Source organism: Flavobacterium panici (assembly GCF_903819335.1).
In the GTDB taxonomy this organism is placed as follows: domain Bacteria; phylum Bacteroidota; class Bacteroidia; order Flavobacteriales; family Flavobacteriaceae; genus Flavobacterium; species Flavobacterium panici.
The window spans coordinates 93,532-113,561 of sequence record NZ_CAIJDE010000064.1; the positions used below are offsets into that span (position 1 = coordinate 93,532).

The 20,030-nt window shown below is 31.9% G+C and carries 16 protein-coding genes; 3 read left to right on the forward strand and 13 right to left on the reverse strand.

Annotated features, from left to right (window positions below):
* Positions 1-66: 66 nt before the first annotated feature.
* The 5 genes from asnB to FLAPXU55_RS22775 all read right to left on the reverse strand — a co-directional run bounded on the left by asnB (position 67) and on the right by FLAPXU55_RS22775 (position 9,057).
* A complete protein-coding gene (gene asnB / locus FLAPXU55_RS22755) occupies positions 67-1,743 on the reverse strand; it encodes an asparagine synthase B (RefSeq protein WP_180861585.1) in 1,677 nt (558 codons plus the stop codon).
* Positions 1,744-2,517: 774 nt separating this feature from the next.
* A complete protein-coding gene (locus FLAPXU55_RS22760; protein WP_180861586.1) occupies positions 2,518-2,967 on the reverse strand; it encodes a hypothetical protein in 450 nt (149 codons plus the stop codon).
* A gap of 180 nt (positions 2,968-3,147) precedes the next feature.
* The gene (locus FLAPXU55_RS22765) at positions 3,148-4,902 is read right to left on the reverse strand and encodes a TonB-dependent receptor (RefSeq protein ID WP_180861587.1); all 1,755 of its coding nucleotides are present in this window, start codon (positions 4,900-4,902) and stop codon (positions 3,148-3,150) included.
* Between the two features lie 166 nt (positions 4,903-5,068).
* Entirely contained in the window at positions 5,069-5,932 is an 864-nt protein-coding gene (locus FLAPXU55_RS22770) for a PhzF family phenazine biosynthesis protein (RefSeq protein WP_180861588.1), read from the reverse strand.
* Between the two features lie 107 nt (positions 5,933-6,039).
* Positions 6,040-9,057, reverse strand: a complete 3,018-nt coding sequence (locus tag FLAPXU55_RS22775) for a tetratricopeptide repeat protein (protein WP_180861589.1) — start codon at positions 9,055-9,057, stop codon at positions 6,040-6,042.
* Positions 9,058-9,366: 309 nt separating this feature from the next.
* On the opposite strand from FLAPXU55_RS22775, the gene FLAPXU55_RS22780 reads away from it, so the two are divergent.
* Positions 9,367-10,050 carry a cell division ATP-binding protein FtsE gene (locus FLAPXU55_RS22780; protein WP_053471180.1) on the forward strand — a complete coding sequence of 228 codons (684 nt, stop codon included), beginning with the start codon at positions 9,367-9,369 and terminating at the stop codon, positions 10,048-10,050.
* A gap of 3 nt (positions 10,051-10,053) precedes the next feature.
* Here the strand turns inward: FLAPXU55_RS22780 and FLAPXU55_RS22785 are convergent, their stop codons facing one another.
* On the reverse strand, positions 10,054-10,890 hold the full coding sequence (locus FLAPXU55_RS22785) for a class I SAM-dependent methyltransferase (protein WP_180861591.1): 837 nt from the start codon (positions 10,888-10,890) through the stop codon (positions 10,054-10,056).
* A gap of 62 nt (positions 10,891-10,952) precedes the next feature.
* Here FLAPXU55_RS22785 and FLAPXU55_RS22790 point away from each other — a divergent pair, with 62 nt between their 5' ends.
* A complete protein-coding gene (locus tag FLAPXU55_RS22790; protein ID WP_180861593.1) occupies positions 10,953-11,840 on the forward strand; it encodes a glycosyltransferase family 2 protein in 888 nt (295 codons plus the stop codon).
* On the opposite strand, the gene FLAPXU55_RS22795 is transcribed toward FLAPXU55_RS22790, so the two are convergent.
* The 3 genes from FLAPXU55_RS22795 to FLAPXU55_RS22805 are packed head-to-tail and all read right to left on the reverse strand — an operon-like array spanning position 11,837 to position 14,413.
* Positions 11,837-12,910, reverse strand: a complete 1,074-nt coding sequence (locus FLAPXU55_RS22795; protein ID WP_180861595.1) for a glycosyltransferase family 4 protein — start codon at positions 12,908-12,910, stop codon at positions 11,837-11,839. The two genes, FLAPXU55_RS22790 and FLAPXU55_RS22795, sit on opposite strands and share 4 nt — an antisense overlap.
* Positions 12,907-13,311, reverse strand: a complete 405-nt coding sequence (locus FLAPXU55_RS22800) for a sugar 3,4-ketoisomerase (RefSeq protein WP_180861597.1) — start codon at positions 13,309-13,311, stop codon at positions 12,907-12,909. The genes FLAPXU55_RS22795 and FLAPXU55_RS22800 overlap by 4 nt, the downstream gene beginning before the upstream one ends.
* 4 nt (positions 13,312-13,315) lie before the next feature.
* Entirely contained in the window at positions 13,316-14,413 is a 1,098-nt protein-coding gene (locus FLAPXU55_RS22805) for a glycosyltransferase (protein WP_180861599.1), read from the reverse strand.
* Between the two features lie 216 nt (positions 14,414-14,629).
* Between FLAPXU55_RS22805 and FLAPXU55_RS22810 the strand changes: the two genes are divergently transcribed.
* A complete protein-coding gene (locus FLAPXU55_RS22810) occupies positions 14,630-15,532 on the forward strand; it encodes a glycosyltransferase family 2 protein (RefSeq protein ID WP_180861601.1) in 903 nt (300 codons plus the stop codon).
* Between the two features lie 158 nt (positions 15,533-15,690).
* Here the strand turns inward: FLAPXU55_RS22810 and FLAPXU55_RS22815 are convergent, their stop codons facing one another.
* From FLAPXU55_RS22815 to FLAPXU55_RS22830, 4 genes are read right to left on the reverse strand one after another with little or no spacing between them, the layout of a single operon-like run.
* Positions 15,691-16,437, reverse strand: a complete 747-nt coding sequence (locus tag FLAPXU55_RS22815) for an acyltransferase (protein WP_235992147.1) — start codon at positions 16,435-16,437, stop codon at positions 15,691-15,693.
* Positions 16,434-17,933 (reverse strand): O-antigen translocase, encoded by a 1,500-nt coding sequence (locus FLAPXU55_RS22820; protein WP_180861603.1) that lies wholly within the window; start codon positions 17,931-17,933, stop codon positions 16,434-16,436. The genes FLAPXU55_RS22815 and FLAPXU55_RS22820 overlap by 4 nt, the downstream gene beginning before the upstream one ends.
* Positions 17,934-17,936: 3 nt before the next feature.
* Positions 17,937-19,076, reverse strand: coding sequence for a DegT/DnrJ/EryC1/StrS family aminotransferase (locus FLAPXU55_RS22825; protein ID WP_180861605.1), 1,140 nt, complete (start codon positions 19,074-19,076; stop codon positions 17,937-17,939).
* The gene (locus tag FLAPXU55_RS22830) at positions 19,073-20,023 is read right to left on the reverse strand and encodes a FemAB family protein (protein ID WP_180861607.1); all 951 of its coding nucleotides are present in this window, start codon (positions 20,021-20,023) and stop codon (positions 19,073-19,075) included. Before FLAPXU55_RS22830 ends, FLAPXU55_RS22825 begins: the two co-directional genes overlap by 4 nt.
* Between the last annotated feature and the right edge of the window lie 7 nt (positions 20,024-20,030).

Here is a 20,030-nt window from a genome sequence, read left to right on the forward strand (position 1 = left end):
AAAGACGTTCTTAAAGTAAGAACGTCTTTCTGCAATATATATACTAATTCTAATAATTAAACGTGTTTATGCTTTTACATAGGCATCATCGTGAACGCTTGCCACAGCTCTACCAGAAGGATCGTTCATGTTTTTGAATGCTTCATCCCACTCTAAAGCGATTTTTGTACTACAAGCTACACTTGCTTCCTGAGGAACGCATAATGCTGCTGCATCGCTTGGGAAATGTTCTGTAAAAATTGAACGATAGTAATATTCTTCTTTTGAAGTTGGTGTTTGTAACGGGAATTTAAATCTCGCGTTTGCCAATTGTTCATCTGAAACTTCTCTTCCTACTACTTCTTTCAAAGTATCAATCCAGCTGTATCCTACTCCATCAGAAAATTGTTCTTTTTGTCTCCATGCAACACTTTCAGGAAGCATATCTTCAAAAGCTTTACGAACAACCCATTTTTCCATTGGATGTTCTTTGTTGATCATTTTATCTTGCGGGTTGATGCGCATTGCAACATCCATAAATTCTTTATCTAAGAAAGGAACACGACCTTCAATTCCCCAAGCCGCTAAACTTTTGTTGGCACGTAAACAATCATACATATGAAGTTTACTTAATTTACGAACGTTTTCTTCGTGAAATTCTCTTGCGTTTGGCGCTTTGTGGAAATATAAATATCCTCCAAATAACTCATCTGCACCTTCTCCAGAAAGCACCATTTTAATTCCCATTGATTTAATAACCCTTGCCATTAACCACATTGGAGTTGAAGCTCTTACTGTAGTTACATCATAAGTTTCTAAGTTGTAAATTACATCACGAACAGCATCTAAACCTTCCTGAATTGTAAATTTAATTTCGTGGTGAATAGTTCCAATATGATCTGCCACTTTTCTTGCTGCTGCTAAATCTGGCGAACCTTCTAAACCAACTGAGAAAGAGTGTAATTGCGGATACCAGGCATCTGTTGTATCATCTGATTCAATACGTTTTTGCGCAAATTTTTTGGCTACAGCCGAAGTTATAGAAGAATCTAAACCTCCTGAAAGTAAAACTCCATAAGGAACATCACTCATTAATTGTCTGTGAACCGCTGCTTCAAGCGCTTTTTTGATTTCAGGAATACTTGTTTCGTTGTCTTTAACCGCATCATAATCAACCCAGTCTCTTTTGTACCATTGTACAAATTCACCGTCTTTGCTTGATAAATAATGTCCCGGAGGAAATAATTCGATTTTTGTACAATATCCTTCTAAAGCTTTTAACTCAGAAGCTACATAGAAAGTTCCGTGTTGATCCCAACCAATGTATAATGGAATAATTCCCATATGGTCACGAGCTACGAAATACTCATCTTTATCAACATCATAAATTGCAAATCCGAAGATTCCGTTTAATTCATCAACAAAACTTACTCCTTTTTCTTTGTATAATGCTAAGATAACTTCGCAGTCACTTTCTGTTTGAAAGTTATATTTTCCTTCGAATTGTTTACGTAAATCTCTGTGATTGTAAATTTCACCATTTGCAGCCAAAACCAATTTTTTATCTTCTGTAAATAAAGGTTGTTTTCCTGAAGCTGGATCTACAATTGCCAAACGCTCATGAGAAAGAATTGCTTTATCATTGCTGTAAATTCCGCTCCAGTCTGGTCCGCGGTGACGAATGATTTTAGACATTTCTAATACTTGAGGTCTTAACGCTTCGGCTTTTTGCTTTAGATCAAAGGCACATACAATTCCACACATAATTTTATATTTTTAACTTTTAAATTTTATTTTGATAGGGCAAAGATGAAGTATTAGTTATAATTGAAAAACACAAATAGTTATTTCAGTTACAAATTATAACCATAAATTTATTTTTACATATAAAATGTAAAATTTAAGCATTAAAAAAAGCCCTAAACTTATAATTTTCAATTTTGAAGGCATAATGCGAGTAAAATATAAGGTTTTAAAGAATTTTTTGAATTAAATTTTGTGATATTCAAATATCTATGAAAGATTCACAAAGAGAACAGAAAAAGCTGTTCAGAAATTATTCTATGTTCAATCTTGCATTAAATATTAACATACTGTTTGTCATTCCGAGGAACGAGGAATCGCACTAGAAATTCTACAAAGATTGGCAATTACTTTACGGAGTTACTCAGAATGGCAAAAAAACATAAGCAATGGTTTTAACCATTGGAACGTAATATTGGCACGTCTCCTATTGTTTCCTGCGGTTGAAACCGCAGGCTATGTTTGAAAATAAAATCTCCAATCTTAGTCGAGTTCTAGTGCGATTCCTCGTTCCTCGGAATGACATACTATGCGATTTTGCCTTTGTCAAAGTTTTAAACTTTGACAAAGGTATTATTCATATGTAGTCCCTACGGGACAATCTCAACTTATAGTTATTTTTTTCTACCGATATTTAATCTCTACGAGATATGCTCCTTTAGGAGCTAAATATCGGTAGAAAAAAATACACGCGAAATAAAATTGTCCCGTAGGGACTAAACCTAAAACAATAAATTACAAAACACTTTCGATCGTATAATGCGTCTTATTAATCTCAAACTTAAATCCCGCTTTATTCCCCATCAAATGATTTCCCAAAGGCGATTGCGGAGAAAGCGCAATAACATTTATTCCATCAATTGCAATTTTTGGGAGCGCCACGCTTACGTATAAATAAATTCCGTTTGCTTTTACCAAACTTCCTGAAATAATGTTTTCTGTATTTTTAGAAGAATCAATCTTATCTAAAACTGCTTTTTGAGCAATAGATTCTTTAAGTTTATTGGTTAGTTTTTCCTGTTCAATATGCATCATCGACAAAGCCGTTTCATGCTTATCGCCCGCTGAACCTTTGGCATCGTTTTTAGAATCTTCTGTCAATCCCGAAATCATGTCTTTAAAAACATCTATTCGGTCTTGAACCATTTGTAAATAATGAGAATGTATTTTTTGTTTGAAAGTCATTTTTTTAAAGGTACTGAGGTTCTGAGCTACAAAGGTGCAAAGGTTTTTCTGCTGTCGCAAAAAAATAGCCACGAATTCACGAATTTACTCCAAAAAATTCACGAACTCATGGCTAAAAAAAAGGCACTTTTTATACTTTATATACTCTTTGTCCCTTAATGTCTTTGCGTCAAAATCTTCTTAAAAATCAAATTTATAATTTCCTCCCACTAAAACCTGAAAGCCCTGAACAGGATAATTCAGCCATCTTTCGTAAGCTTGGTTTCCGATATTATTTAGTTTTAAGAAGAAAGTCAAACGCTCATTATATTTATATCCTAAATGCGCATTGGCATCAAAATAACTTTTTAAAGTGGTAATTACAGGATCAGTTCCAAAAGTCAGATTGGTCTGCATGTCTTTACGTTCTCCAACATAAAACACATTTAAACCTGCATACCATTGTTCTGTAATATTTACATCAAGATTGGAGCTTAATTTCATTGAAGGTAAATTCCACGCTTCTAATCCATCTGTTTTGTAACTGTTGAAAGTTCCGTTGATTCCAAAAGAAACATTCTTAGAAAAATCAGCTTTTAATTCTCCGTAGAAACGGAAAGTTCTGACATCATCATAAATTACACTAAACGAGTTTCCAAAACCATAATTCTGATTCGAAAAATCTTCTGTATAATCGTTGCTTTTAAACAACGCTTTATCCTTTTCATTCAAATAAGAACCCGTTACATTATAACTCACATTATTAGCCAGTTTTCCTTTTAAACCTGCAAAAACAGTATATTGATTACTGGTTGGTCTCATATTTAAAGTAGGAGACAAAAACGGATTTTCGGTTACAAAATCAGCATAAGAATTTTGGTTTAAACTCCCGTTAACTCCGGTATAGAAAATCATTAAATCGCCAACCAATTTGTACGAAGCATTTACTTTTGGATAAATATAAAATTTATTTCCGCTGTTTTCAGAATCCAAAGCATAAAACAAACCAGCACCTAATTCTAATGTCCAGTCATTTTCATGAACCACAAAACTCGGTTCAATTCCGAAATTTGTCAAACTGTATTTTAAAGGTTCAACATTATCCCAAGCATAATTATGTTCGAAAGAACCGCTAACATGATCTACAATAATATTGGTATTAATTGCCTGATCCATAACATCCACTTTAAAAGTCGGTTTTATGTAAAAACGATTTTCCGAAGAAGAAAAACTATCCGAAAAGTTCGTAAATCTAGTTGAAATTTTGCTAAAAATACCTTCCGTAAATTCAGCATTTCCGCCTATAGAAATTGTGTTGTAAGAATGATTCGGATTAATTCCTCTAATCAAATCTTCCTGTGTTCCCGGCGGCAAAGTCATTCCGAAATCAGCCGGTAAGCCATACCAATTGTATACTTGATTTTGATAACCTAAATCAACACCCCAAGATACATCACGATCTTTTACACCGTAGCCAATATTTAAACCTGTATCGTAAAATTCATCGTTTAGATTTACATCTTTAATTCCGCCCTGAGAAGAATGATGACGCAGCATTCCGGCTAAATAATCGTTGTTTCCTAAATCCTGAGTTACGAATAATTCAGCGTTTAATGTTCCGTAATTTCCAACTCCAAGCGTTGCATAATTATTAAACAATCTTTCTTTTTTAGATTTATCTACAGCTTGCGCGTTACCTTTTGACGGCGTAAAAGTCGAAGCCACAGGAACAGACAAAATACTATATTTAATAGTTTCTTTTGGCTGATTTCCCGCATCGTCCAGCGAAGGTGTTTCTTTCACTTTAAAAGCGTCGGATATTGTTGGCGAATAAGGTTTTACTACGTTTACCGTTTCAGTTCCAATGCTTTCATTCTTCTTAACCTGCGAAAACGAAAGCTGGCAGACCAATAACACTAGTAAAACGATAATTTTATTTCGGCACTTAATTTTCATATTTATTTCTTTTAAGAGTATAGAGAAAAGAGTATAGAAAATAGACTTATACTATTTCTTAATTCTTAAGCTCAATCTCTTTGTTCAGTTTCTATATTCTAAAATCTATATTCTTTGTTCTTTATTCTATTTTCTTTATTCTATTTTCTTTATTCTATTTCTCGACCTAAGCTTCCCACTCTCCTTTAGCAACAAACTGAGCTTTTCCTCCAATATTAATATCAAACTGATTCTCGGTTAATTTCCCTTTAAAAAAAATCTGAGACGGACGTCCGATATAATCTCCCTGATAATTCGTTAATTCAAATTCAGGTTTATGATATTTTAGCAGAAAAGCCTCCAAACATGTGCTTGCACTTCCTGTTGCGGCATCTTCTACCAATTGATTGTGTTCAATGCATAACATTCTGCTGAATAATTTTGAACCTTCCAGATAATAAAAATACAAGCCTCTATGATCTGTTTTACAATGGTTTTTCATCCATTGATCTGCTTTATCTTTATCTAAAACTAAATTTTCCAACGCTCTTTTACTGCTTAATCCAACCATTACAAACGCGCTTCCGGTTGTAACTTCCTGAATTGGAAATTGATTTTCAAAATCTTCTTTTTTCAGATTACTGAATAATGTAAAATCTTCTTTAGAGAAAATATCCCAAAATTTTGGCTGTGCTGCTTTTAGCCAGATCAAATCTTCAGATTGCTGAATTTGAATAGGTCCAATCGGAACATTCAGTGTTATACTTTCAGGCGAATTATCAAATATTTTATTGATCAAAACCCACGAAGTTCCAATTATTGGATGTCCTGCAAACTGCATTTCATGAGCCGGTGTAAATATTCTTATTTCTGCTTTATTATTTTCTCTGTCCAGTTTGGTTATAAATGTGCTTTCTGCGAAATTAATCTCGCGCGCCATTTGCTGCATTTCTTCTGAACTTAAATTCTCAGCTTCTAAAAAAACTGCCAATTGATTTCCGGCATATTTTTTATCAGCAAAAACATCAACTATATAAAAAGGTAAACTCATTGTTCTTATTTCTTTTTTGAGAAAATAGAAGAAAGAATAAAGAGAATAAACTTCAAATCTTTGCTTTAATCTATTTTCTATGCTCTATATTCTATACTCTTTTTTTCTTATTTATTAATAGACGAATTCGTTTTTGATTCTTCCGCCTTAATCGCACTTAATTCTTTTTTCGCTTCTTCAACAACATCCGGATAATCTGTAAAATTGTTGATTACGTTATCTAAAATGTATGTTGCCTGATAGCTGTCTTTTAATCCGTAGAAGTTTTTCGCCATTAAAACCAAACCTTTTGCTCCGTAATATTTGTAAGCAGAATAGCTTTTTGCCAGTTTTTGAACTGCTGCATTCGATGCCTCAAATTTTCCTTCCTTGGTTTTAAAGTAAGCATCATAATACAATGCTTCTGCTGCTAATTCTCCTTTTGAAGTTGTAGACAATTTTGCATACGCTGCTTTTGCTTTGTCTTCATCTCCGGTTTGAATTGCAGCGCGTGCAACAATAATCTGTGCGTCAGCTTTTACGTTGGCATCGGCTTTTGGATTAGCTAAAACTTTATCTGCAGCAATAACTGAATTGTCATAATCTTTTTTGTCATAATAACATTTCATCAGGTTAGCCTGTGCAAAGTTTTTATTTTGCGGATAATCGGCTTCACTTTCTAAACGAACTAAAACCGGAATCGCTTTATCACAATCTTTCGCTTTTAAATAAATCTGAGCCAGTCGGTTTAACGCTTGTTCTGTAAATTCGTTTCTTGGCTGGTCAATTACATATTGATAATTCTGAGTTGATTTTGTTTCAGAACCTTCCGCATAATATAATTGCGCTAAATTGAAATTAGCTTCTAAAGCATGCAATCCCGAAGGAAATTTGCTCACATAACCTGCAAATCCTGTAATCGCTGCTTTACTGTTGTTTTGACTGTATTGCTTGTTAGCTGCGTCGTAAGTATCGTTATCTAATTCCGCATCTGTAACCGAAACGAAATCTAAAGTTCTAACCCAGGTTGCGTATTCATCCACTTTTCCTGAATCAACATAAATTAATCTTGCTGTCGAAACGGCTTCAAGTGCTTCCGGCGTTTTTGGAAATTCAGCGGCTACTTTTTTGAATTTTGCCAGCGCTTGTTCATCACGATCTGAATTGTAATAAATCAAACCTTGTTTCAAAATAGATTTTGAAGTAAAAGATCCGTTTTTGTATTCAGAAATCAACTGATCGTATGTTTTAATTGCTAAATCATTCTTTTTATCCGCCACATACGTATTTCCTAATTCGAATAAAGCATCATCGCGATATTCTGATTTTTTGTACATTTTTAGGAAGTTATTCAGCTCGTTGATTTTTTGATCATTTTTAGACATAAAACCATACGAAAGTGCTTTTTGAAACTGAGCATAATCGGCATCAACGCTTTTTGCATCCATTGCTTTTCCGTAAGCTTCATTTGCCTGAGCATATTTAGAATTTACAAAACGTGAATCTCCCAAACGTAAATACGAATCATTTAAACGTACTTTATCAGAAGGAGTATTATCGATCTGTGCCTGAAACGAGTTCGCCGCCTGATCGTATTCTTTCAGTTTAAAATACGTATAACCAATATTATAATTGATGTTTTTATATTCGTCTGTAGATTTTGCTGCGGCAAGTCCGGCAAATTGTTTGTATGTCAATAAAGCATTCTGAAAATCATCTGAAACATATTCTGTTTCTGCTTTCCAGAAAGTAGCACGTGCTGTAAATTCAGGTGTTTTTTGCTCGCTGATCGCACTTTTAAACATTTTTCCGGCTTCTGTATAATTCGATTCATTATACAATTCAACTCCTCTGTAAAAAAGTACTTTTTGGTATGCCGCTTTGTTTTCAGCACTTCTGTTTTTTTCTAATAAAGCCAAAGCTTCTTTGTAGTTTTTAGTCGAAATATAAGAGTCAACTAAAAGTTTTTCTATTTCTGCCCTGCTGGAATTGTTTGGATATTTTTTTAAGAAATCAAGTAAAATTCCCGGAACGGTTTGATAAGCGTTTCCAATATCATAACTCACTTTTGCATAATTCAGCGCTGCATCTTCCTGAATCTGTGCATTGAAATCCATTTCTGAAGCATTCTTAAATGCATTCAAAGCTTCTTGTTTTTTACCTGTATTTAAATAACTTAGACCTAAATGGTAATAAGCATTTTGAGCTACGAAATCTTTTCCTTCAATAATTTTATTGAACTGAGAAATGGCTTTTTCGTAATTTTTCTGCTCGTAATACGCATAACCCAATTGGTAGAAATCAGTATTATTCCATTTTCCTTTTTTACCAGCGTATTGCTCTAAATACGGAATCGCTTTTTCATATTGTTTTAAGTTGAAATAACTTTCACCAATAATTTTATTCAATTCCGATTTTTCCATTTCATTTGATTTCGCCATTGCTTTTTGGCCCAAATCAATTGCTTTTTGGAAATTTCCTAGTTTGAAATTCATATCGGCCTGATAATACGAAAGCTTTTCTTTGTATTTTTCTTCGCCCGAAACTTCATCAAAATATTTAGTTGCTTCTTTATAATCGTCGCCTTCATACGCCATAAATCCTAAATAATATTTGGCTTGAGAACCAAATTCTGGAGAGTTTACAACTTTATTAAAATAAGTTGTTGCTTCTTTTTTCTTTTTAGCAGTAAAATAGCTGTATCCTTTCTGGAAATTAAATTTATCCGATTCTGATTTGCTCATGTAACCTTCATCAACTTTGTCAAACCATTGCAAAGCTTTTGGATAATTTCCTTGTTCGAAGAAATATTGTGCCACTTCAATATATGCCTGATTTTGTTTGGTGCTTGTTGGATAATCTTCTACGAATTTTTCCATCAAAGCATCGGCATTAGGCTGATTGGTTCTAATGGCGCAATTGGCGATATAATAAGCGCAGTCTGATTTTACCTCTTCTGTTTGTGCCGTATTATTTTTTACATACTCAAAAATATGTTGTGCCGAAGCGTATTGTTTGTCGTTATATAAAGCCTGTGCTTTGTCAAAATCCTTTAAATCGTAAGTATAAATAGCTGATTTTTGTGCCGAAACTAAGGTCGAAGTAAGGATAATTTGGAATAAAAAGAACCAGGAAAGTCTATGCATTTTAGTTATATTTAGTATTCAAATTTATCATTTTATACCGTTTATAACGAAACGTTTCTTGAATTTATTATGAACAAACATGGAATAACAAACATTTTAGAGACATTATAAAAAATTAAAATGAATCCTATAAGTTATATAAGTAATTATAAGCTAGTACCTTTTAGCACATTAACTAAAATGAACTTATATAACTTATATGGTTTAAATTTTCATTCCTTTTTCTACAAATTTTCTTAAGAAATGATTGAAATTTATTTTGAATACATACGTTAACTTATTACTTTTACCATTCAAATCAATTTTATTATGTCAGAAACCGTACTATCTCTTAAAGAAGTCACTATATATCAAGAAGGAAGAAAAATTTTATCTCATATTAACTTAGATGTTCAGCATGGAGAGTTCATCTACATCATTGGGAAAACAGGTTCCGGAAAAAGCAGCTTTTTAAAAACTTTGTACGCAGATTTACCTTTGACAGAAGGTGAAGCTCATATTGTTGACTTTGATTTGGCAACTTTAAAAGAAAAAGATATTCCGTATTTAAGACGTAAAATCGGGATTGTTTTCCAAGATTTTAAACTACTTCCAGACCGTTCTGTTCAGGACAACATGCTTTTTGTTCTTAAAGCAACTGGATGGACTGAAAAAGAAGCGATGGAATACAAAATCGACGAGGTTTTAGATAAAGTTGGAATGAAAGATTTCCTTAACAAAATGCCTCACCAGCTTTCTGGCGGTGAACAGCAGCGTGTTGCAATTGCAAGAGCTTTACTTAACGATCCTGAATTTATCCTTGCCGATGAACCTACAGGAAACCTTGATCCGCAGACAAGTTCTGAGGTTTTAGAAGTATTAAAAAACATTAACGCACTGGGTAAAACCGTTATCATGGCAACTCATGATTATGCTTTGTTGATGAAATTCCCTTCTAAAACATTAAAATGTGAAGACGAAAGAATCTTCGAAGTGGTTCAAAGAAGCGTATAAATCTTAAACTTTTTTTAGAATTAAAATATCCTGATAATCAAACAAGTCATTAACCGCTCTGTTTGACCAGGTTCCGTATATCTTATTTTCTAATTTTAATTGGCTTTTTTGAATCATCTCAAAAAGTAATTCTTCTTTAAAAGCAATGTTAGCAGAAGGAACTTTTTCATTCATTAATCTGTAATTTTCTTTTTGATAAGGAAAACAGAATCCTTTATTTTCATTTGAAATATAATCTTCATTTTGATCATCGTAAAGAAAGAAAGTTGAAAGACATTTTCCATCAGGCTTTAAAACTCTGTAAATTTCATTTAAATAGTTTTGAATTTCCTTTGGCTGCATATGAGTAAAAACCGAGAACAGAAAAACGGTATCAAATGAATTATCTTCATAAGGAAATTTAAAATTCTCTGCCTTTTGATTGGTTAGATTGTATAAGTCATTGTTTAAAGAAATGTGCTGAAAATTAAAATTAGAGAAATCTTTGCTGATGTTTTTTTGACACCAGTCAATTCCTTTTTTCACCACATCAAAACCTTCGTATTTTCCTTTTGTTGACAAATACTGCGTTAAGGGTACGGCAGCGCGGCCAATTCCGCAGCCAACATCTAATACAGAATGATCAGGATGAAGCGATGAGTATTCTTTTAAAAGTTCTAAATGATGTTTTCCTTGTGACAAAAAATCACCGGAACCAATAAAGATGTCTCCTTTTTTCGGCTCATATTTGTTTTTCTTTTTATTTAAAGAGTTCCAAAAATCAGCAGGGAAATAATAAATCTTACGAACAAGAAATCTTGACTTTGGAGAAATAGCATAATAAAGAGACCTTAAATTCATTTTTGATTTATTATTTTAATAAAAAACATTTCCTTTACAAATATATTTTAAAAAAGAGAATAATGCTTTCTATTTTAATTCCGGTTTATAATTACAATGTGTTTTCGCTTGTAGAAGAACTTGCTGAACAATGCCGTTTTATTGGAATTAATTTTGAAATTCTGTGTCAGGATGATGCTTCAAATTCTGTACTGAATAAAGAAAATGAGCGAATAAATGCTCTACAGCATTGTTCTTTTGTTTCTTTAGAAAAAAACATTGGATTAAGTTCTAACAGAAATCTTTTGGCATCAAAAGCACAATATCAAAATCTTCTTTTTATTGATGGCGATTCTATCGTAATCAACCCCAATTACATAGAAAACTATTTAGATAATATACCCGATTTTGATATTGTATACGGCGGCCGAATTCATCCTGAAAACATTTATTCTGAAAAACAAAAATTACGCTGGAAATACGGACGTTTAATTGAAGACAAAACCGTTTCTCAAAGAAATACTGCTTTGTATAAAACCCTCATGTTCAATAATACATTAATTAAAAAAGATTGTTTTATAAAGATAAAATTTGATTCTACTTTAATTAAATACGGACATGAAGATACACTTTTTGCTTATCAGGTAAGTCAGTCTCATTTTAAGGTAAAACATATCGAAAATGCGATTCAACATGGCGATATTGACGAGAATCTTATTTATATATCTAAAGTAAAAAACAGTTTAGAAAACCTGCTTATTCTTGATCGCAAAAAACAAATTGATTCTGATTTTTTAAAAATACTCAAGGCATATCATTTGTTGAAACGTTTTAAACTACGTTATACGGCAGGGTTATTTTTCACAACATTTAATACACTAATTTTAAAACAGCTAAACTCTAAAAGCCCTTCTTTAACGTTGCTTAATATTTACAAATTAACGTATTTGTGCAGTATAAAAACAAATTAGAAATTCTCTAATAAAGTTTTCCATTGTTTCATGACAAGATCAAGCTGATATTCTTTCATTTTTTCTTTTGATGCTGCGCCAAATTTCATTCTCAATTCTTCATTTTCCATTAAAACAGAAAGTTTTTCTACAAATAAATCTACATTCCCATCCGGGATTAAAAAGCCATTTTCATTATCTGCAATAATCGATCTCGGCCCCGAAGGACAATCATAAGAAACACTTGGTAAACCTAAAGACATTGCTTCTATCAAAACCATCGGAAATGCTTCAAATCGCGAAGTCATAACTAAAATAGAAGATTCAAGATATTTCTCTTTAATGTTTTTTACAAAACTAAAAATATTCATTGTGGAAGTTAATCCTAAATCAATGACAATGTTGTTTAAAGAATCAACTTCATCGGTATAAATATCTAAAGTCCAGTCTGGAAATTTTTGGCTTACTTTTTTCCAGATTAACAGTAATCTGTCTAAACCTTTTTCATACGAATTTCTTGCTACGGCAATAACTCGTTTGTTTTTTAAAGCTGCGAAATTTTCAGTTTTAATCCAGGAAGGATTTGGAATTATAACGGCGTTATTAATATGCCAGTGTTTTAGATTTTCGCGAGATAAAGCAACTACTATAGTATATTTTTTGGCACCAAAATCTTTGAATCGATATTTTAATTTTGAAAAGATATTTGTTTTGATTGATTGCTCTTCAATAAATTTAGAAGAATGAATCTCTAAAACAATTGGAATTTTCGTTTTAACAATCAGTGGTAAAATAAAAGCTTTCAAACCATTATCGGCAACAAGAATTACATCTGGTTTTATTGCTGTAATTTTTTGATTTAACTGCTTTTTATACGAGTTTAGAAAATGAAAAACATTTCCCTCCAAAATCATATTATGAAAGAAAATTTTAGAATTGAAATCGTAAAAAGGTGAATTTTCGTCTTCGTTTTGTGACAGAATATGAACTTCGTAACCAAAGTGTTCAATAAAATAATTGGCTTTAATGGACAAAACTCTGGCAACTCCTCCCGCATTTTTTATGTTGGGAACAATGTAAAGCAGTTTCATTTTTTAGAATTCAAGAAAGTTTCATAATCCCGAATATAATCCGTCTCTTCAAAAACATCTGAAGCCAAAACCAGGCAAACTGCGCCCGAAGAAAAGTTTTCTAACTCTCTCCAAATTCCTTTCGGGAGATACAATCCAACATTGGGTTTGTTGAGTAAATAGCTTTTTTTGTCTTTTCCGTCATTTACCGTTACTTCAAAACTTCCGCTTAAAGCAATCAAAACTTCATGCTGTTCAATATGCGAATGTCCGCCGCGAAAAGCACTGCTTGGAACATCAAAAAGATAATAAACACGTTTGAATTCAAAAGGAAGAACTCCGCTTTGAATGAATGCTAAATTTCCGCTCAAGTCTTCAACAACCGGAATTTTAAGTAATGAAATATCTTGAATTGTTGTCATATTTTTAGTGTTCCTCAAGCAAATTTAACCATTGCTGACCAATTTTTTCTAATAAAAAAGGTTCAATACTTTTTAATGCATTTTTTTTACAATGCTGATATAAACTTTCATCAACCGTAAATAAATTCATTGCTTCCGTTAGTTTGTCCCAATTTTGATTCTCGACTAAAATACCATTTTCAAAAGAAGTAATCATATCTCTTGGCCCGAAATCACAATCAAAAGAGACAACTGGAGTTTCGCAGGCTAAGGCTTCTAAAATCACATTTGGAAAACCTTCATTTTTACTGCATAAAACTAAAAATTTAGCTTTTTGTACATATTTAAACGGATTATTTTGATACCTTAAAAGATGAACATATTGGGAAACATTATTTGCTCCAATAGCTTTTTTTAGTTTTGTTTCGTCGCCATTTCCAATAATTACCAAATGAATCTGTTTTTGAGGCAGATTAGATTTGCTGTAACTTAAAATCAGTTTATCAAATTGTTTAATCTCGTTTTCATATTGGCCAATTGCGATTATTAAATCAAATTCCAGATGAATTTTTTCATCTTGCTTTTCCTTAATTTCTTCAAGATTTACCGGATTATGAATTGTAATTACATTTTGCAGTTTATGTGTACTTTCAATCAGCGTTTTCATTTCGTCTGTAATCGCCACATTCGCATAACAATGATTGTACATCAATCGTGTCAGCCATGAATTTTTTGGCATATAATGATCGATTAAAAAGCTGTGAACCGTAAAAATAGTTTTGGTATTGTATATAAATCGGGCTAAAATAAGTTCCTGTAATATTTTGGTGCGAAAGCGGAAATCTATAATAAAATCAAACTGATTTTGGTTTAAATAATCACTTAAAACCTTTAACCTTTTGACTTTATTAAAAAATCCGTTGCTTTTATTTTTAAGCAATCCTAAGTTTACCAATTTTCCGGAATAGGGAAAACTCACTTCATCTATAACAATAAGTATATCAACTTCAAATCCCTGCTTTTCAAAAAAAACAGACAAATTTGCCATTACTTTATCGCTTCCGCCTCCGCTTAAACGATAACCAATAAGAGCAATTTTCTTTTTTTTGTGAGATGATATCATTCTTGATTTCTTATTTTCGTATAAGTAATATTTTTTTTAACACATAGAAACATAAAAAGTGAGTCCAATGTTTGCGGGATATTTTTTTAAGTCTTTTTTTCTTCAGCAACGAAAAATTGCTCGCAAAGACGCAAAGGCGCTAAGTTTTATAAAAAACAAAACTTAAAAATAAAAATCTTTGCGAGATTAAAAAAAATTAAATCCTCTAAAAACAATATGTACAATAATCCATTAGTAACTATTATATGCCTGTGCTATAACCATGAAAAATTTGTTTTGCAGAGTTTATTATCTGCTCTAAATCAGGATTATGCTTTTATTGAATTGATAATTGTTGATGATTTTAGTACTGATAATTCACGAGAAGTTATAAAAAACTGGATTGCAGCTTATCCTGAAATTCAATTTATTGAAAATGAAACTAATTTAGGAAGCACAAAATCCTTTAATAAAGCCCTAAAACTTGCTAAAGGCGAATATATTATTGATTTAGCGTGTGATGATATTTTATTGCCAAATTGTGTTTCGTTACAATTAAAAACTTTCGAAAAAAACAGGTTTGAAAATCTTGGGGTTGTTTACGGAAATGCTGAACTAATCAATGAAAAAGGCGATTCTTATTTTTATTTTTTCCCAGTTGATGAATCCAAAAAAACAATCGAAAAAAGAGAAACCGGAGATATTTATTTGAGTGTAATTTCGGGAGGAAATAGTATTTGCTCTGTTTCATCAATGGTTAAAAAATCGGTTTTTGATGATTTACAGGGTTATGATGAAAATCTGGCTTATGAAGATTTAGATTTATGGATTCGGGCATCACGTAAATATGATTTTGATTATATCGATGAAATTTTAATTAAAAAACGAATTACGACCACATCTTTAGGAACTCATTTTCATATCAAAAACGATTCAAGGTCCCGAAAAATCAATTATTCAACTTATTTGATTATCAAGAAAGCGATTCAATTAAACAGAACAAAACAAGAGCATAAAGCTATTTTAAAACGAATCCATTTTGAGATGTTTTTAAACTTTAAAACATCTAATTATAAGCTGCTGTCAAAATATATTCTTCTTGAAATAAAGCAGCGGTTTCGTATACTATTTAAAGGATAAAACGATGTCTAAAATAGAACGCGGATTGACACGGATTCGCTAAAGCGAAGACGCGGATTGACACGGATTTTATTTTTTAAACAGATAATAAAAAAATCGCTTTTAATCCGCGTCTTTACGAAGTAAATCCGTTTCATCCGCGTATAAAAAAGCATTTTTTAAATCGTCAAAAATTTATCTAATTCATCCTTTTCCCCTTCCCAATCTCTTGAAATGTTTTCACGAATCAGCTTTGCCGGAATTCCGCCAATTAAAATATTATTCCCCCATGAAATGTAATCTTTATTGCAAAAGGAATTGGTTGCAATAGTACAAAAATCTGGAGTTTTTGTATTTTTCATTATCGAAATTCGACTGCCGCTAAAATTATAATTCCCAATAAAAACAGGTCCCGTTTTTTTTCGTTTTTCTCCAGTATTTGTATCAATCATATCATGAAAGTTAGTATCTATGATTTGACTATCGGCGCCTAACTGCACATAATTTCCCAAGACAATTTTTTCAATGCAGATTAATTTAGCGTTTGAAGCCATTGCAGCCATATTTCCAAATTCACAATATCCGTTTTCTCCAATAAATACAAAATAATCTTTTCCAAATTGTGCATGGCCTTTAAAAACCATTTTTCCGGTAATATTTATTTCTGCTATGCCTTTGTGGCGCGTATTTATCTCATACGGCTGGCCAAAACCAATCATTCCTTTTTTGATTTTCCCTTCTATTATTATTTCACCTCGTATCGATGTAAACGTTACTTTATTATAAAAGAAAACCGGGAGCTTTTTAGCTATTTCAAAGGGAAATTTTTTAAAATTAAAGTATAGTGTTTTGGTCCAGTTTACCGAATAGTAAAACTTTAATTTATGATAAAAACTTCGGAGTTTTCTATAACTGCTTCGGATCATTTTTTACTTTTTTTTTGTTGATCAAATGACGTTAACATTTCGCTCAAATTTATCTTTTTATTTATCTTGTAAAAACTAAAACCAAAAGAAATTAAAATCATCAATGCAAACAAACCATTTTTTAAAACCTCATTTTCGATAAATCGGAATAAAAAAGAAATGATACAAATGATAAAACAAATAAAATATATTTGATAGAAATCTCTCTCGAAATAAAAATGGTACTGTTTTTGGGTTATGATTTTCAACCCAATGAAATGAAAGAAAAAATAAAGACAAAAACTTATTCCTAGACCTTCCAGTCCATAAAAATAATATCCTGAAACATTCATTAGTAAAGATAAAATATTAAAACCAACCTCTGTTTTTATAAGTATTTTAGAATCGCCTTTTGCAATTAAAATAAATCCCATTGCCCAGGAAACAGCGCGAAAAAGCATTCCTAAAATCCCAATGCAGATCATGGGTAAAATAGCTTCAAACTTTAAGGTATAAAGCAGCTTAACGATAATTGGACTGAAAGCAAGAAACAAAACAATAATAGGCGTTATAATCAAAACCGAAATAAAAGCCTGCTGCTGTACGCTTATTCTAACTTTATCATTATCAGAATTTATAGAAGCTAGTTTCGGGAAATAATCGGTACTCATAACCGTAAAAATAATTCCCACATAAGAGTTTAATAACGTAAATCCGGCGTTGTAAAATCCTACTTGTTCCAAGCCTCCGGTTTTTCCAATATAAATTTGAATTAGATAAGCTGTCAAAAGCGTTAAAACACTGCTTATGGTAAGCATAAAACCTAATTTTACAATTGATTTTCCTTCGGTTACAAAGACTTCTTTTGTAATTTCTCCTTTCTTACTTTCAACTCGTACTTTATTTGAATAATAAAAAGAAAAAATCAATGAAGTTACAGATGCAAGCAAAATGGTTGGAATTATAGCATCGATTTTAAAATAAATATAGAGCGGAATTGAAAACAATAATCCGAATAAATTTCCATAAAAATTGGCTTTCGCCAAAAACTTCAAATGTCTTAAACCTTGCAAAACAGCCAATTGTCCAGAAGATAATTGTTTGAATAAAATAGTAAGCGAAAGAAATACAAACGAATACGTTTGGCTGGAATCTCCAAAAGTCAGAATACTCAAAGCTTTTGAGAAAATTAAAGTCAGAACCATTCCTAATATTCCGGTAAAAAAAATAATTCTTTTTACAATCCGAATCGTTATCGAAACCATTCGAATATCGTCTTTATTGAAATTTTCTGAAATACTTTTGACAGCGCTGGTTTCGATTCCCAGTCCCGAAACACTGCTTAACACATTCAAAGTAGAATTTAGTAAAGCTATAATTCCCATTCCGGCCGGACCTATAAAAACGGCAATTAATTTGGTGCGGATTATTGAAATTAAAATCGAAAAAAACTGAACACCTCCAAAAAGTGAAGTTGTTTTTAAAATCTGTTGATATGATTTTTTGCTATCAGTCACGAATTAATACTGATTTAGAATTTCGATAATATAATTTACTTCCGTTTCTGTCAAAACAGGACTCATTGGTAAACTTAAAACTTCATTGTGAATCTTTTCCGTAATAGGAAATGATAAATTATTCCAGTCTGGAAATGCGTTTTGTTTATGCGGCGGTAACGGATAATGAATTACGGTTTGAATATTATTTTCGGTCAAATACTGCTGTAAATGATCTCTGTTTTTAGTTCTTATAACAAATAAATGAAAAACATGATTGTTTGAAAAATCCCAAAACGGCAATTTAATTTTATCATTTTTAATTTCTGCTAAATAACGTTTTGCAACTGTTCTTCGCTTTTCATTATCAGCATCTAAATTGGGCAGTTTTACGTTTAAAAATGCGGCTTGTAATTCATCCAATCGTGAATTTACGCCAATATATTCGTTATAATATTTTTTCTCAGAACCGTAATTGCGAAGCGAAAATAGCACTTTTGCTAATTCAGGATCGTTGGTTGTAATTGCACCGCCATCGCCTAGACAGCCTAAGTTTTTTCCTGGGTAAAAGCTGTGTGCCGACGCTCCTAAATGCTCTTCGACTTCGCTCAGAGTGACATCTTTATAATTTGGAATTTGGGTTTTAGAATTTTGGAATTTTGAAACTCCGTGTGATTGTGCTGCATCTTCTACAACAATAAGATTATGTTCTTCTGCAATCTCGTTTATTTTATCCATTTCGGCTAGTTGTCCGTAAAGATGAACCGCTAAAATGGCTTTTGTTTTTGAGGTAATTTTTTCGGGAATTAAATCAGGATTGATGTTGTAGGTTTCTAATTTTGGTTCAACTAAAACGGGAACTAAATCGGCTTGTAAAATGGCTAGAATACTGGCAATATAAGTATTAGCAGGAACAATAACTTCATCACCTTTTTTGAGTTTTCCGAGTTCAATATAGCCTTTAAAAATCAAAACCAAAGCATCAAAACCATTCCCTACTCCAATGCAATATTTAGTTTGGCAATATTCGGCAAAAGCTTTTTCGAAGTTTTCAGTTTCTTTTCCTAAAATGTACCAGCCATTGTCTAAAACCAATTTCAGTTTCTCCTGAAAAGCGGTTTCATACGGTTCATTAATTTTTTTTAGATCTAGAAACGGTATCATTTTATATCCAATTTATAAAAATCCTGATTGTAAACTGCACAGCCTAATTCTTCTTTCTGCTTTAAAAGACCAGAATGATAGCCGGATTCATTTTGTTCATTTACAATTCCCATATCAAAAAAATGTTTTCCTTTTCGTTTGTATCGGTGGATCAAATTAATGAATAAAAAATCTAACGCACGCGTTTCTTCTCCTTTTTTAGAAGTGGCGCCATATTGTGATTTTACAACATTTTGGGTTTCAAAAATGGTTATTCCAGCAATAATTTCATCATTTTGATAAACTGAAAATTGTTTGATGTTTTTGGGAAACCGTTCTTTTAAAAGTGCTATTTCTTCTTTTGAATGAACGGGTTTTTCATTAAACTTTTCTAATAATCTCGGTTCTAAAACTTGATTCCAAAACGATTTAAAATCTTCTTCTTCAATAATATCCAAATCTAGATTTTCAATTCTTCTAAAATGTTTTAATTTACTTTTTGAAATTTTTAGAGGTGAATTTAAATTGGCTGCCAAATTCATTTCTTTTCGTTCTAAAACTGCTCCTCTTTTAAATAAAAAAAAGTCAAGTTCCTGATTTCCTTCCGGAAAATAAAAAACGGGAATGGGTTTGTAATAAAAAGTTACAATCGCGTTTTCTTTCAAAAATAATAAAACCGAATCCAGAATTGATTCCGTTTTTTCGGCATTTAATTTAGACGAAAAAACCAATCCTCCATAAGTAAGTCCCTGATGCGAATAAATGGAGTTTTCTTTTTTATTGGCTGGCAGAATGGCTTTTAGCTTTTCTTCTTCAAAAATTAAAAGGGAAAAATCTTCAAACCGATCTTTATGATATTCCATAAAATCACGATGAAATAAAAACGTTGCATTTTTGGCCTGAACAATAAAGTCATTCCACAATTTGTAATCGTTTTGATCGTATTTTTTTACGGTGTATTTATTCATTTTTGGT